The organism is uncultured Dokdonia sp. (assembly GCF_947492535.1).
Lineage (GTDB): Bacteria > Bacteroidota > Bacteroidia > Flavobacteriales > Flavobacteriaceae > Dokdonia.
Map to the genome: position 1 here is coordinate 1 of NZ_CANLNH010000021.1, position 14,102 is coordinate 14,102.

Sequence of the window (14,102 nt, forward strand, 5' to 3'; positions counted from 1 at the left end):
ACAATGATATCATTGTTCAGCTTTAATTAATAAATTTAATCCGTTAATAATCTGTATCGATTAGTTAGGACTAGACATAGGAGTGTTATTTTTTATGAAAGTACCTATATAAATATCAATTAAATTTGCATTTTTGTAATGCAAAAATAAAATTACTATGCCAGCAATTTCTATGAAAGGGCAAATCATGCCTCAATCTCCTATACGTAAGTTAGTACCTTATGCAGAAGCTGCAAAAGCCCGTGGAGTACAAATACACCATCTTAATATAGGACAACCTGATATAAAAACACCTCAAGTAGCACTAGATGCTATAAAGAGTAATACTATAGACGTATTAGCATATTCACATAGTGCTGGTTTTGCTTCGTATAGAGATAAACTTGCTACGTATTATAACAAGAATGGTATAGAAGTTAGTTCGGAAGATATTATTGTAACTACGGGAGGTTCGGAAGCATTGCTTTTTGCAATGGGGAGTGTAACCGACCCTGGAGATCAGATTATTATTCCAGAACCTTTTTATGCAAATTATAATGGTTTTGCAACAGCAAGTGGAGTAGAAGTAGTGCCAGTAATTTCAAATATTGATTCTGGTTTTGCATTGCCTCCTATTGCAGATTTTGAAAAATTAATAACATCAAAAACAAAAGCGATTGTTATTTGTAACCCTGGAAATCCAACAGGATACTTATACAGTGAAGAAGAGATAAAGCAATTGGCAGTACTCGTTAAAAAACATGACTTATTTTTAATTGCAGATGAGGTATACAGAGAATTCGCATATGATGGATTAAAACATCATTCTGTCATGACACAACGCGACATCGATGCGCATACGATTATGATAGACTCTGTGTCAAAACGTTATTCTATGTGCGGTGCTCGTATAGGATGTATTGTAAGTAGAAATAAAGAGTTAATCGGTACTGCAATGAAATTTGCACAAGCACGTTTGAGTCCGCCTACATTTGCACAGTTAGCAAGTGAAGCGGCATTAGAAACGCCAACTTCATACTTTACAGATGTGATCGATGAGTATGTTTCTAGACGTAATACACTAGTTGAAGGACTTGGAACCATTCCTGGTGTAAAAGTAGCAAAGCCTAAAGGAGCCTTTTATTGTATTGCAGAATTACCTGTTGAAAACGCAGACGCTTTTGCGCAATGGTTACTAGAGTCTTTCCAATTTAATGGCAAGACAATTATGGTAGCCCCAGCAGCAGGGTTCTATTCTAGTGATGGCGTAGGTCTTAATCAAGTGCGTATTGCATATGTACTAGAAGAAAACTTATTAAAAGAAGCGGTAGAAATTTTACGCGAAGCTTTGCAACAGTACAAACCCTAATCTATGAGTGAGCAAAAGAAGGTTTCTCTAAAAGAATACAATACGTTTGGCATAGATGTACAGGCAGTAGCTATTTCATCTGTGACATCAGTAGCCGATTTACAACGTATTATTCAAGAAAAAGACCCTTCTGAATTGTTTGTTATTGGAGGCGGAAGCAATATGCTTTTAACAAAGGATATTGATAAACATGTTGTGCATATCCATATGAAAGGATATACTGTTGTTGATTTGCCTTGCGGCGAAAATGAAATCTTACTCAATGTCGCTGGCGGTGAAAACTGGCATGACTTCGTATTGTATTGCATTGATAAAGGATATGGGGGTGTTGAAAACTTATCACTTATTCCTGGGAATGTGGGCACGGCACCTATTCAAAATATAGGCGCATATGGTGTCGAACTCAAAGATGTGTTTTATGAATGTGAAGCGGTGTCGAGAGCAAATGGAGAAATAAAGACCTTTTCACTTGAAGATTGTGCCTTTGGATATAGAGATTCTGTATTTAAAACCCTATTAAAAGATCAATATGTTATTACTTCAGTAACCTTTAGACTTACCACAAAAGAACATAAAGTCAAAACAGCATATGGAGCGATTGCAGATACATTGAAAGCACAAGGAATTGTAGCGCCTACTATAAAAGATGTATCTGACGCAGTAATTAAAATACGTCAGGCTAAACTTCCAGATCCTAAAAAAATAGGCAATAGTGGAAGTTTCTTTAAAAATCCCGTTATATCGCAAGCAACCTTTTCAGCGTTGCGTAAACAATATCCAGAGATTCCTTATTATCCAGTTGGTTCAAATCAAATTAAAGTGCCAGCGGGATGGCTTATAGAGCAAGCAGGGTTTAAAGGAAAACGTTTTGGTGATGCTGGTGTGCACGATAAACAAGCATTAGTATTGGTAAATCATGGAAATGCTTCAGGAAGTGAAATTTGGAATCTTGCACTAAAAGTTCAAGATGCAGTAAAAGAAAAATTCGGACTTACCATCACTCCAGAAGTGAATGTTTTTTAGGAAACGATACATACATCATAAAAACAAGAATAGCTCTATCAGTAAAATCTAATAGAGCTATTTTCATATAAAGAGTACTTACCTAACTATTTATTTAGGCAGCACGACGCTGTCTATTACATGGATAACTCCATTAGAAGCTTTTAAATCTGTTCCTGAAATAATGGATGTATTTCCATTAGCATCTACTAAGACGACGTTGTCTCCTTTTAAAGAAGCGGTAAGTGTCCCTCCATTAACGGTTTTGATGGTAAATTTACCACCTCCTTTTTTAATGGCTGCAACGACATCGGCAGCTTTAAAATTGCCAGCTACTACATGATAGGTAAGAATAGATGCCAATTTACTTTTTGACTCCGGCTTTAAAAGGGATTCTAATGTTCCTTTTGGAAGCGCATCAAAAGCTGCGTTTGTAGGAGCAAATACGGTAAAAGGACCTTTGCCTTTAAGCGTGTTTACAAGGTCTGCGGCTTTTATTGCAGCAACTAGCGTAGTATGATCTTTAGAAGATAAAGCAACATCTACGATGTCAGATTGTGCAATAGATACTGTTGAAAAACAGAATGTTAACATGGTGAAGATTAAAACGATCTTTTTCATAATAAATTTTGAATTGTTGAGTTAATAATTAAAAAGTTGTTTTCATTTGTAATAGATACGCCGTAACTTTAAGCAATGGATTTCTATGCATTCACAAACTTTTGTTAAATCAAAACCAACCATTTTTTGAAACCATTTATAGAACAACATATTATTGAGCTTCTCAAAGCTCAAGATGAACGTGCTATAGGATTACTATATGATCACTATGCAGATGCATTATTCGGCGTTGCTATAAAAGTGACAAAAGATGAGATGTTAGCACAAGATGTATTACAAGAATCTTTTGTGAAGATTTGGAAAAATGCACATAAATATGATGCCAGTAAGGCGCGTCTTTTTACATGGCTTTTTCGCGTAGTTCAAAATACAGCCATAGATGCTGTAAGAAGTAGACAAAGAAAGACAACAAAAGAAATCCAAATAGAAGAATCTAACGTATATAGTATACCAAGCACAACGTTTGCAATAGAACATCTTGACATCGCATCGCATGCTGGAGGTCTTGAAGATAAATATAGAGTCGTAATAGACGCACTATTTTTTCAAGGCATGACGCAGCAAGAAGCTAGTGACGAGTTAAATATCCCACTAGGAACTGTAAAATCAAGATTAAAAATAGGTTTAAGAGAATTACGCAAGCTTTTTGGTATAGTGATTGTATTTTTGACGATATGAATGAGAGAGTAAAGATATTTTTAGATGGTGATTTGCTGGAGCGCTACTTAATGGACGCCACTTCCCCTATGGAGTCTAAAGAGGTAGAGCATTATATAGAGAAATATCCAGAGGTAAAGAAAACCTATATAGAATTGCAAGAGAATCTAGAGGAGTATGCTACATCGTATGCAGTACCCGCACCTCTAGAACTCAAAGAAAGCATTTTAAAGCAAATCCAATCAAAACCTAAGCCTAAAGCATCAACCCCGATACTTGCAATTACAGCATGTGCCGCGACGATTCTTTTTGGGATTATGACGTTTATGATTTGGAGACAAAACCAAGAATTACTAAACGATAGAAGGTTAACTACAGAACTTATAGAAGACCTAAATGAAGATATTGTTTCTAATAGAGAGACTCTTCAATCTGTAGAAGAACAGTTTATGATTCTTAATAATTCGTCTACAGAAAAATACGTGTTACGAGGAAACACGAAGGCTAGAAAACTAGAAACCGTTGCCTATGTAAATATGCTTGAGAAGAAATCATATGTACACGTAGTAGCACTACCTGAATTACCTGACGACCAAGTATATCAAATGTGGGCAGGCGTAGATGGACATATGGTGCCCTTGGATATTCTTAAGATTACCAAAGAAAACTTAGTGGAAATTCCATATGAAGAACGTATGGCGAGTCTTAATATTACCATAGAGCCAAAAGGTGGTAGTCAAGAAGCGACTGTAGACAATTTAGTGGCTAATATCTCCTTCTAATTTTATGTTTTTTTAAAGGATTCGTCTTTTAGAATCTTTGTATATTTGCATAAAATATATCCTATGAAATTACTACTTCTTACATTAGGACTTTTAAGCCTTGCCGTTGCAGGAATTGCAATAAAAATTTGGGCAAAAAAAGACGGTAAATTTGCTGGAACTTGTGCAAGCCAAAGCCCTTTCCTGAATAAAGAAGGGGAAGCATGTGGGATGTGTGGTAAATTACCTTCAGAAATGGGTGATTGCAAGAATGATCAGTAATCGCTGACGCTATTGGAAGTACTATTCACGTATTTATTTTATGTTTTTATAGGAGCAGTAGCTATTAATGTATGCTACTATATATTCTTTTATGGCTTTGCTTTCGCGAAAGCAAAAAAAAACAAACCCTCATACCTTCCTCCTGTATCTGTTATTGTATGCTCAAAAAATGAAGCCGAAAATTTACGCAAGAATATACCTCATTGGTTAGCACAGAAATACTCCAATTTCGAACTTGTCTTAATTAATGATGCTTCAAGAGACGAAACAAAAGATGTGATCGAAGAATTTGCAGCACAACACCCTAATATTGTACAAGTGCATGTAGAAAATAATGAAGCCTTTTGGGGAAGTAAAAAATATGCACTTACCTTAGGTATTAAGAAGGCAAGCTATGAGCATTTGCTTTTTACAGATGCCGATTGTTATCCAACATCAGAGTATTGGATACAGGAAATGGCAAATCACTTCACAGGAAAGAAAGAATTGATTTTAGGATATGGTGCCTATGAAAAGATAAAAGGATCTTGGCTTAATACATTAATTCGTTATGAAACGGTACTTACGGCTATGCAATATTATAGTTATGCTATTGCTGGCAGACCGTATATGGGAGTAGGTCGTAATCTCGCATACACAACGCATCTATTTTATGAGCAACGTGGGTTTATCGATCACATGAAGGTGCAAAGTGGTGATGACGATCTGTTTGTAAATCAAGCTGGAACAAAAGAAAATACAGCTATCAACTTTCATCCCGATAGTGTTACTGTATCTACTCCTAAGAAAACTTTTTCAGAATGGTATATCCAAAAACGCAGGCATGTGAGTACAGCATCCCACTATCGTTTTAGAGATAAATTCTTTTTAGGATTGTTTTATATAAGTCAGTTGTTATTTTTTGTAATGGCTATATTGATGCTGAGTATACAGTATAAATGGGAATGGGTTCTTGGAGCTATCGGATTACGATATCTTTTTTCATGGATTGCCATTGGAGTGAGTGCTCATAAGCTTAAAGAAAAAGATGTCGCATTTTTATATCCGATTAACGAACTATTTTTATTATTTTTCCAATTGAGTATCTTTATCACAAACTTGATCTCAAAACCGAATCGTTGGAAATAAAACCCAGTACAATTCTTTCTGAAATAGAAAAAGCAAAAGAAGGCAAACAAAGTGCTTATAATTTTTTGTTGAATACCTTCTGGAATGAAGTTTATAAATTTCAGTTAAAGCGTACGAATGATGAGTATGAAGCAGAAGAGATCACCATTCAGACATTTTCAAAAGCCTTTGATAAAATAGCCACCTATAAAAAACAATATAAGTTTAATACATGGCTTATTACAATTTCTAAGAATATTCATATAGATCTCTTAAGAAAACGAGAGTCTTCGATTCGATCTCAAATTACAAGAAAAGAAGACGGAGTCTATAAAATACCTGATGAGAATCCTACTCCAGAAGATGCATTGATTAAAGAACAAAATCTGACACAGCTCTTACGTTATATAAAGATGTTAAAGCCTCATTATCAGGAAATGATCAATTTGCGATATTTTCAGGAGATGAGTTATAAAGAGATGGAAGAAACGCTTGGGGAGTCTATGAATAATGTAAAAGTAAAACTACTTAGAGCAAGGAGGCTTCTTGCAGATATTATTCAAAAAGCAGAAGGATGAGTGGTATTTCTCTAAAAAAATTAGGTCCAGGACTTCTTTTTGCAGGAGCCGCTATAGGAGTTTCTCACTTAGTGCAAAGTACAAAAGCTGGGGGTTACTATGGCTTTGGTTTATTATGGGCATTAGTACTTATTAATATTATAAAATATCCTTCATTTCAGTTTGGGCCTAGATATGCAGCAGCTACTGGGAATAGTTTATTACATGGGTATTTTAAGTTAGGGAAAGGAGTTCTTATTACCTATTTCATTTTGTCGTTACTTACCATGTTTACAATACAGACTGCAGTAACTATAGTAACTGCGGGATTAGCTGTACAACTTTTCGGACTGGATTGGGATATTGCTGTTTGGAGTGTGATGATTACCCTATTTTGTGCAGCAATTTTAGCATTAGGACGTTATAAGCTTTTAGATAATCTGATGAAAGTAATTATCTTAGTCTTAACGGTGAGTACATTGTTTGCTGTCTTATTTGCTTTTCGCGAAAGCATAGCCACAGAGGGCATGGGTTCTTCTGATGGTTTGATACAATTACTACCAACGGATGCTGCGGGAATTGCTTTTTTAATAGCCTTTATGGGATGGATGCCCGCCCCTTTAGATATTTCGATTTTCCATTCTTTATGGACTGTAGAAAAAGGAAAAACTCAAAAAAATGATGTAAAAACATCGCTTTTTGACTTTAATGTTGGCTACCTAGGAACTGTAGTCTTAGGAATATGTTTTGTAACGCTCGGTGCATTAGTAATGTTTGGAAGTGGTGATACATTTTCTGATAAAGGAGGTGTTTTTGCAGGACAACTTATTAGTGTGTATACGACAAGTTTAGGAGATTGGGCAACGATTCTTATAGGTGTTGCTGCTTTTACAACAATGTTTAGTACCACCTTAACTACGCTAGATGCATCTCCTAGAGCGATGTCTACTGCTACTAACCTTTTAGGGGTAAAACGTATTTTTAAAAGCTATCTATTTTGGTTGATTTTACTGATTATAGGTACCTGTATTATTCTTTTCTTTTTCGTGAGTGAAATGGGACTATTGATCAAAGTGGCAACGATATTATCCTTTTTGACAGCGCCATTCTATGCGATTTGTAATTATTTAGTTTTTAAAGATGCAGATGTTCCTGAAAAAGCGAGGTTGGGTCTTCCTATGAAGGTTTATAGTATTGTGAGTATTCTGCTTTTAATCGCTTTTAGTGGATGGTATGTGAGTACGTTGTTCTAGATGAATACATCAATTAAAAATCTTAAGACAAAACTATTATTAGTTTTTTTTCCTACTGTATGTGTTACGTTACTTACAGTAGTTAGCTATCATCTTTTAAGATGGATTGTAGATTATAAATTTTCGTTGATCTCTTTAGAAGAAAATCTTTGGAATATAATATTTCCTATGATTTTTTCAGGGTTGTTTGTTTATGGTTTCTTAAAACGACGCATTCGTATACTTCGTATAGAGGCAAATAACAAGAGTATTAGAGATGTGTTTTATATGATTGCATCTATTGTAGCTATTTTTCTTATTGTTAGTACTAGTAAGTATGTTGAGATACTGAGTTTTGATACGATATCGATTCAAAATGCTAGTGATGTTATTAATCATAAAAATGAACGTTTTTTTCATATAGAAACGGTTGCTATAAACACATCAAAAGAGTATCCTTTTATCGTTTCTAGAATTGAAGGAAAAAATAACAACCAGCTTAGCTATACATTTTACAACGCATACTCTTTTGAAAACACAAACCAAACTATTTGGTATGCTGACACCCATAAACAGACCATTTCAAACAGACTTTCTGATTATGAGAAAAGAAAGAAAAAAAAGGAGTTCTTAGCAAGAGCATCAGCTATTTTTAAAACTAATTATAAAAATAAGTCGAAGATATATAAGAAGTTAGTTACTTCAGATTTTAAAGAGGGTGTTATTGCAGGAATAGAGAGGAATAGTTATGAGTTACCTATCGATGATCTGATTATAATAACCCCATCAACCTCAAGAGAAGATAGGCTAGAAGAAATAAATTTAAAACTTCCAGTAAAGATGTTTTTAATAGGAATGTTTATACTGTTAATCATGATTTTATTTAGCAAGGTAGATCCTGAAGAATTAAAAGTATTTAAGCAACCACGAAAATATTTTGAAGATACAAGGGCTGGTATAACATCTTTTAAAGAAAACTTTTCTTTGATGCCAGTTGCTATAGTTATAGTAATTATTAATGTAATAGTCTTTTGTGTTGGTGTATATAAAGGTGTTGATTTTATGCATCCTTCTGGAGAAGAACTCTATCATTTTGGGGCAGCAACTCGTGATTCGTTATTTAATGGTAAATATTGGCAAATTATAACCTCCTTTTTTGTGCACAGTGGTGTAGGGCATTTGACGTATAATATGATTACACTCTTTATTTGTGCAGCATTCGTGGAAAAAAAGATGGGATCAATTTTGTTTTTAGTGCTTTATATATTAGCCGGTATTGTAAGTGTTATTTTATCCGTATGTTTAACAGATGGCCCTATTTTATTAATAGGCGCTTCGGGAGCAATATTTGGTGTCATGGGATTGATGTTGGCATTCAATATATTTCGATTATATGGAAGAGGAGAACGCTCTATGATATGGATGACTTTAGGGCTATTTGGGGGAATTAGTCTTTTAGCAGGCTTTGCAACACCTAATGTAGGAAACATAGCACATATAAGTGGTTTGCTTTTTGGGTTTGTATTTGGTGCTGGCTATTTTATAAGTCGGAAATTATCAATTTTAAAAACTAAATAGGCTCAACTTTAATAGTAGAATATTTCTTTATCTATAAAAAGCATATGATTGATAGTGTCTAATAAATCGTGTAATTAGAAAAAAATGAGACTATCTAAAAAAATAAGATAGCCTCAATTTTATGGAAAAGTACCAGAAACTATTCTCAAATACGCAATTTTTTTTTGCGTTTATTTATTTCTGATATACCTATCATACGGTATTAAAATATAACACACCTTCCATTTTCATTACCAGGAGTTGCTCCAAAGTAGCAACGATCTGTCCCTGCCGCAAGACAATCAAAGATATTAGAACATGGTATATTCGTTATAATGAAGTTGTATCCTCCGTTAATAGAAGTTTGTTCGTTTTTACTCAATTCTTGAGCCCCGTTTAGTTTTAAAATGTTTTTTAGCATAATTAAAATATATTAGATAATAAAGTACCTACTCTAGTAAAAGGTTTTCGGTTTCCCCTTCGTAAAAACTGGTTGTTAACAATACCTAGATTTTGATACTAAAGTAGTTTAGATAGAAGGGGTAGAAAAGTAATGTATCCGTATTTTAAACAAAATACCGTGTCAAAAAGTACTGTAAATCAGTGCTTTTTAAATAGTTTGATGCTTTTAAATATTGAATAATTATAATTATTAAAGGAACTTGTCAAATTAATCCAAACTCCCTTTAACGAGATTTTATTAAAACAGCTATAGCACAACGTATTTATAAAAACTATCTTTGCGCCCTATGCAATTTGACCTTCTAACAACAGATCCTGCTAGTAAAGCTAGAGCAGGGAAGCTTACAACAGATCATGGAGTGATTGAAACTCCTATTTTTATGCCTGTAGGAACGGTGGCTTCTGTAAAAGGAGTACATCAACGTGAGTTAAGAGAAGATATTAATCCAGATATTATTTTAGGGAATACCTATCATTTATACTTACGTCCTGGGACAGGAACATTACAGAAAGCAGGAGGCTTGCATAAATTCATGAACTGGGATCGACCTATTCTTACCGATAGTGGTGGTTTTCAAGTATACTCCTTATCGAATCGTAGAAAGATTAAAGAAGAAGGCGTGCGCTTTAAATCGCATGTAGATGGGTCCATGCATTTATTTACACCAGAAAATGTTATGGAGATTCAGCGTCAGATAGGTGCCGATATTATCATGGCTTTTGATGAATGTACACCCTATCCATGTGATTATAGATACGCAAAGCGTTCTATGCATATGACGCATCGTTGGTTAGATAGATGTATTACACATTTTGAAAAAACACCAGCGCTGTATGGATATGAACAAGCATTGTTTCCTATTATACAGGGAAGTACATATAAAGATTTAAGAACACAATCTGCCGAATATATTGCAAATTCAAATGCCTTTGGAAATGCCATTGGAGGACTCTCAGTAGGGGAACCTGCAGAAGAGATGTATGCAATGACAGAAGTCGTAACTGCTGTGCTACCCGAAGAAAAACCAAGATATTTAATGGGTGTAGGAACCCCTATTAATATTTTAGAAAATATTGCATTAGGTATTGATATGTTTGATTGTGTGATGCCTACACGTAATGCCCGTAACGGAATGTTATTTACAGCACATGGAACTATTAATATCAAAAACCTAAAATGGGCAGAAGATTTTTCTCCTATAGATGAAATGGGAATTACGTGGGTAGATACCGAATATAGCAAAGCCTATCTACGTCATTTATTTAAATGTCACGAATTATTAGGTATGCAAATAGCAACCATTCATAACTTAGGATTCTATCTCTGGTTAGTAAGAGAAGCGAGAAAACAAATTCTTGCAGGCACATTTAGTACTTGGAAGGATATGATGGTAAAACAAATGGATAAACGATTATAAGTACATGAAACTTCTGGATTGGTATATCGTAAAACGCTACATCGGGACTTTTGTCACGATGCTTTTGCTGTTTATACCTATTGGAATTACCGTAAATCTTGCAGAAAAAATTGATAAGATTTTAGCTAATGAAGTTCCTTTTGTAGAAGTTGCTATTTATTATTTGAACTTTACGGTATATTTTGCTAATCTATTGTTTCCATTATTTCTTTTCCTTTCGGTGATTTGGTTTACATCCAAACTAGCAAACAATACTGAAGTTATTGCCTTTTTAAGTAGTGGAGTTTCCTTTTGGCGTTTTTTACGTCCGTATATGATAGGAGCAACATTGGTGTGTTTTGGAGCTTTTGTGTTAGGCGCTTATCTAGCACCAAAAGCAAATAAAGGGTACAATGAATTTATCTATGAGTACCTTAAAAGTCAACGGAAAAAAGACAAGGCACAACAAACAAAAGATGTCTATCGTCAAATAGCCGAAAATGACTATATCTATGTGAGTTCGTTTAGTACCAAAACAAAAACAGGTCGTGATTTTACATGGGAGCATTTTGAAGACAATATAATGACTTACAAAATCTCTGCGGGTAGAATAAAATTTAACCCTAAAGATACTACGTATACACTTTTGACTTACAAAAAACGTACGGTGGGAGTAGATGGTGATATTTTAGAGAGTAGAGCAAAAGTAGATACCACCTTTGCTTTTGATATAGATGATTTGACCCCAGTAGAGTATATTGCAGAAACATTGCCTACACCAGAGTTAAGAGAGTTTATAAAAAAAGAAGAATTAAGAGGGTCATCCTATATAAGCCGTTATAAAGTAACTCTTCAAAAGCGATATAGTCTACCTGTAGCGGCATACATCCTTACGATTATTGCCGTAGCAGTATCGGCAATGAAACGTAGAGGAGGAATGGGAGCCAACTTAGCTTTTGGAATTTTATTGGCGTTCGTTTTTATTTTCTTTGATAAAGTATTTGGGACATTGGCAGAACAATCCGATTTTCCACCATTAATTGCAGTATGGTTTCCTAATGTCTTGTTTGCTATTTTAGCTGTATATCTATTGCGCAATGCAAAACGCTAAACTACGTAGCTATCTTCATTTTCATCTCATTGTTTTTATATGGGGGTTTACCGCTGTATTAGGATCTCTTATTAGTATAGATTCTGTACCATTAGTATGGTTTAGAATGGGAATGGCATCTATCTTTATATTCATATATATTAAATGGAAAAAAATAGATATTACGCTTTCGCGAAAAGCGTTCCTCTCATTTGCAATTGCGGGAGTTATCATCGCCGTGCACTGGCTCACGTTTTTTGGCGCGATCAAAGTATCTAATGTTTCTATTACATTGGCGATGATGAGTACAGGGGCTTTTTTTACAGCCTTATTAGAACCTATTTTTTATAAACGAAAACTCATCTGGTATGAGCTTCTATTTGGCGCCATTGTGATTGGTGCGTTGTATTTTATTTTTGAAGTACAACCCGAATATAGGCTAGGTATTGGGCTTGCCTTACTTTCGGCATTGCTTTCGGCGATATTTACATTAGTGAATGGTAAATTTGTGCATGACCATAATCCTACCAAGATTTCGTTTTATGAGCTGGTAGTAGGTACCCTTTTTATTACGGCGTATTTAGCTTTCGCGAAAGCGGACTCCTTCTTTTCAATAGACTTTTTTACACTCCCATATACAGATTGGATCTATCTCTTGATACTCGCGTCTATTTGTACAGCCTATGCATTTATTGCCTCTGTAAAGGTGATGAAACATCTCAGCCCTTATACCATTATGCTTACCATAAATTTAGAACCCGTTTATGGAATTTTATTAGCATTTATGTTATTAGGTGATAAAGAACAAATGAGTACAGAATTCTATTATGGAGCCATTGTAATCTTATCTGTAGTGATTGCAAATGGGATTCTGAAAAATAGAAAGCTTTTACGTTCAAAAAAAGAGTAAGGAGTCAAATAGAAACTATTATATTTGTAAGATAAACCTAACAACTCATTACGAGCAATCGTAATAGGTAACAAACTGAAAATGGAATATTTAGATTTCGAATTACCCATTAAGGAGCTAGAAGAACAACTAGATAAATGTGTTATTATAGGTGCTGAAAGTGATGTAGATGTAAGCCAGACCTGTAAGCAAATTGAAAAAAAGCTCGCTCAAACCAAAAAAGACATTTATAAAAATTTGACAGCATGGCAACGTGTTCAATTGTCAAGACATCCTAACCGTCCCTATACGCTTGATTATATCAATGCGATTTGTGGAGATACGTTTCTGGAACTTCACGGTGATCGTAATGTAAAAGATGATAAAGCAATGATTGGAGGTCTTGGAAAGATTGGAGATCAGAGCTATATGTTTATTGGGCAACAAAAAGGATACAATACCAAAACACGTCAATATCGTAATTTTGGAATGGCAAATCCAGAAGGATACCGTAAAGCACTTCGACTTATGAAAAGTGCCGAGAAATTTAATGTGCCTGTTGTGACCATTATAGATACACCAGGAGCATACCCGGGATTGGAAGCAGAAGAACGCGGCCAAGGCGAAGCGATCGCACGTAATATCTTAGAGATGACACGTCTTAAAGTGCCAATCATGGTTTTGATAATTGGAGAAGGAGCCAGTGGAGGAGCTTTAGGAATAGGTGTAGGTAATAAAGTAATGATGCTTGAAAATGCATGGTACTCTGTAATCTCTCCAGAAAACTGCTCTTCTATTTTATGGAGAAGTTGGGAACAAAAAGAAATTGCTGCCGAAGCCTTAAAGCTAACAGCAAAAGACAGCTTAAAATTGAAAGTAATTGACTCCATTATTAAAGAACCACTTGGTGGTGCTCATGCTAATAGAGAAGAAACTTTTAAAACCGTAAGAGAAACGATCGAGTCATCTTTTAATGATTTGAAAAACTTATCACCAGAAGAATTGGTGAATGATAGAATGAAAAAATATTCGGAAATGGGAGTCTTTAAAGGCTAGTCCCTAATTTTTCACTTACTACCAAATCCGAAGCTATTTGAGTTTCGGATTTTTTTATGACTATTAACAATAAATAAGAGTTAT

Annotated in this window: 15 protein-coding genes; 13 read left to right on the forward strand and 2 right to left on the reverse strand. The window is 34.7% G+C overall.

The window, feature by feature from the left end:
* The first annotated feature begins 157 nt into the window (after nt 1–157).
* Nucleotides 158–1,348 carry a pyridoxal phosphate-dependent aminotransferase gene (locus tag Q1A60_RS19745; RefSeq protein ID WP_299769042.1) on the forward strand — a complete coding sequence of 397 codons (1,191 nt, stop codon included), beginning with the start codon at nt 158–160 and terminating at the stop codon, nt 1,346–1,348.
* A gap of 3 nt (nt 1,349–1,351) precedes the next feature.
* Entirely contained in the window at nt 1,352–2,371 is a 1,020-nt protein-coding gene (gene murB, locus Q1A60_RS19750; RefSeq protein WP_299769041.1) for a UDP-N-acetylmuramate dehydrogenase, read from the forward strand.
* A gap of 90 nt (nt 2,372–2,461) precedes the next feature.
* Here murB and Q1A60_RS19755 read toward each other — a convergent pair whose 3' ends face one another.
* Nucleotides 2,462–2,944: a fasciclin domain-containing protein gene (locus tag Q1A60_RS19755; protein WP_299769043.1), complete on the reverse strand. Its 483-nt coding sequence runs from the start codon at nt 2,942–2,944 to the stop codon at nt 2,462–2,464.
* Between the two features lie 153 nt (nt 2,945–3,097).
* Between Q1A60_RS19755 and Q1A60_RS19760 the strand changes: the two genes are divergently transcribed.
* The 7 genes from Q1A60_RS19760 (at nt 3,098) to Q1A60_RS19790 (ending at nt 9,145) form a co-directional block, all read left to right on the forward strand.
* Complete coding sequence (locus Q1A60_RS19760; protein WP_299769040.1) at nt 3,098–3,649, forward strand: sigma-70 family RNA polymerase sigma factor; 552 nt, start codon at nt 3,098–3,100, stop codon at nt 3,647–3,649.
* On the forward strand, nt 3,646–4,410 hold the full coding sequence (locus tag Q1A60_RS19765) for an anti-sigma factor (RefSeq protein ID WP_299769037.1): 765 nt from the start codon (nt 3,646–3,648) through the stop codon (nt 4,408–4,410). Before Q1A60_RS19760 ends, Q1A60_RS19765 begins: the two co-directional genes overlap by 4 nt.
* Before the next feature lie 63 nt (nt 4,411–4,473).
* On the forward strand, nt 4,474–4,671 hold the full coding sequence (locus Q1A60_RS19770) for a membrane or secreted protein (protein WP_299683863.1): 198 nt from the start codon (nt 4,474–4,476) through the stop codon (nt 4,669–4,671).
* Between the two features lie 12 nt (nt 4,672–4,683).
* Nucleotides 4,684–5,799: a glycosyltransferase gene (locus tag Q1A60_RS19775; protein WP_299769034.1), complete on the forward strand. Its 1,116-nt coding sequence runs from the start codon at nt 4,684–4,686 to the stop codon at nt 5,797–5,799.
* Nucleotides 5,790–6,356 (forward strand): sigma-70 family RNA polymerase sigma factor, encoded by a 567-nt coding sequence (locus tag Q1A60_RS19780; RefSeq protein ID WP_299769031.1) that lies wholly within the window; start codon nt 5,790–5,792, stop codon nt 6,354–6,356. The genes Q1A60_RS19775 and Q1A60_RS19780 overlap by 10 nt, the downstream gene beginning before the upstream one ends.
* The gene (locus tag Q1A60_RS19785; RefSeq protein WP_299769028.1) at nt 6,353–7,588 is read left to right on the forward strand and encodes a divalent metal cation transporter; all 1,236 of its coding nucleotides are present in this window, start codon (nt 6,353–6,355) and stop codon (nt 7,586–7,588) included. The genes Q1A60_RS19780 and Q1A60_RS19785 overlap by 4 nt, the downstream gene beginning before the upstream one ends.
* On the forward strand, nt 7,589–9,145 hold the full coding sequence (locus Q1A60_RS19790) for a rhomboid family intramembrane serine protease (protein WP_299769025.1): 1,557 nt from the start codon (nt 7,589–7,591) through the stop codon (nt 9,143–9,145).
* A gap of 202 nt (nt 9,146–9,347) precedes the next feature.
* Here Q1A60_RS19790 and Q1A60_RS19795 read toward each other — a convergent pair whose 3' ends face one another.
* On the reverse strand, nt 9,348–9,545 hold the full coding sequence (locus Q1A60_RS19795) for a hypothetical protein (protein WP_299769022.1): 198 nt from the start codon (nt 9,543–9,545) through the stop codon (nt 9,348–9,350).
* 328 nt (nt 9,546–9,873) lie between these two features.
* Between Q1A60_RS19795 and tgt the strand changes: the two genes are divergently transcribed.
* The 4 genes from tgt to Q1A60_RS19815 all read left to right on the forward strand — a co-directional run bounded on the left by tgt (nt 9,874) and on the right by Q1A60_RS19815 (nt 14,018).
* Nucleotides 9,874–11,004 carry a tRNA guanosine(34) transglycosylase Tgt gene (gene tgt, locus Q1A60_RS19800; RefSeq protein WP_299769019.1) on the forward strand — a complete coding sequence of 377 codons (1,131 nt, stop codon included), beginning with the start codon at nt 9,874–9,876 and terminating at the stop codon, nt 11,002–11,004.
* Nucleotides 11,005–11,008: 4 nt separating this feature from the next.
* Complete coding sequence (locus Q1A60_RS19805) at nt 11,009–12,094, forward strand: LptF/LptG family permease (protein WP_299769016.1); 1,086 nt, start codon at nt 11,009–11,011, stop codon at nt 12,092–12,094.
* A complete protein-coding gene (locus Q1A60_RS19810) occupies nt 12,081–12,983 on the forward strand; it encodes a DMT family transporter (protein WP_299769013.1) in 903 nt (300 codons plus the stop codon). The genes Q1A60_RS19805 and Q1A60_RS19810 overlap by 14 nt, the downstream gene beginning before the upstream one ends.
* Nucleotides 12,984–13,064: 81 nt before the next feature.
* A complete protein-coding gene (locus tag Q1A60_RS19815) occupies nt 13,065–14,018 on the forward strand; it encodes an acetyl-CoA carboxylase carboxyltransferase subunit alpha (RefSeq protein WP_299769011.1) in 954 nt (317 codons plus the stop codon).
* The last annotated feature ends 84 nt before the right edge of the window (nt 14,019–14,102 follow it).

Bases quoted from the DNA above. Each gene is read 5' to 3' on its own strand.
- Q1A60_RS19745 (WP_299769042.1), top strand. From the start codon at position 158: ATGCCAGCAATTTCTATGAAAGGGCAAATCATGCCTCAATCTCCTATA.
- murB (WP_299769041.1), top strand. From the start codon at position 1,352: ATGAGTGAGCAAAAGAAGGTTTCTCTAAAAGAATACAATACGTTTGGC.
- Q1A60_RS19755 (WP_299769043.1), bottom strand. From the start codon at position 2,944: ATGTTAACATTCTGTTTTTCAACAGTATCTATTGCACAATCTGACATC.
- Q1A60_RS19765 (WP_299769037.1), top strand. From the start codon at position 3,646: ATGAATGAGAGAGTAAAGATATTTTTAGATGGTGATTTGCTGGAGCGC.
- Q1A60_RS19770 (WP_299683863.1), top strand. From the start codon at position 4,474: ATGAAATTACTACTTCTTACATTAGGACTTTTAAGCCTTGCCGTTGCA.
- Q1A60_RS19785 (WP_299769028.1), top strand. From the start codon at position 6,353: ATGAGTGGTATTTCTCTAAAAAAATTAGGTCCAGGACTTCTTTTTGCA.
- Q1A60_RS19790 (WP_299769025.1), top strand. From the start codon at position 7,589: ATGAATACATCAATTAAAAATCTTAAGACAAAACTATTATTAGTTTTT.
- Q1A60_RS19795 (WP_299769022.1), bottom strand. From the start codon at position 9,545: ATGCTAAAAAACATTTTAAAACTAAACGGGGCTCAAGAATTGAGTAAA.
- tgt (WP_299769019.1), top strand. From the start codon at position 9,874: ATGCAATTTGACCTTCTAACAACAGATCCTGCTAGTAAAGCTAGAGCA.
- Q1A60_RS19805 (WP_299769016.1), top strand. From the start codon at position 11,009: ATGAAACTTCTGGATTGGTATATCGTAAAACGCTACATCGGGACTTTT.
- Q1A60_RS19810 (WP_299769013.1), top strand. From the start codon at position 12,081: ATGCAAAACGCTAAACTACGTAGCTATCTTCATTTTCATCTCATTGTT.
- Q1A60_RS19815 (WP_299769011.1), top strand. From the start codon at position 13,065: ATGGAATATTTAGATTTCGAATTACCCATTAAGGAGCTAGAAGAACAA.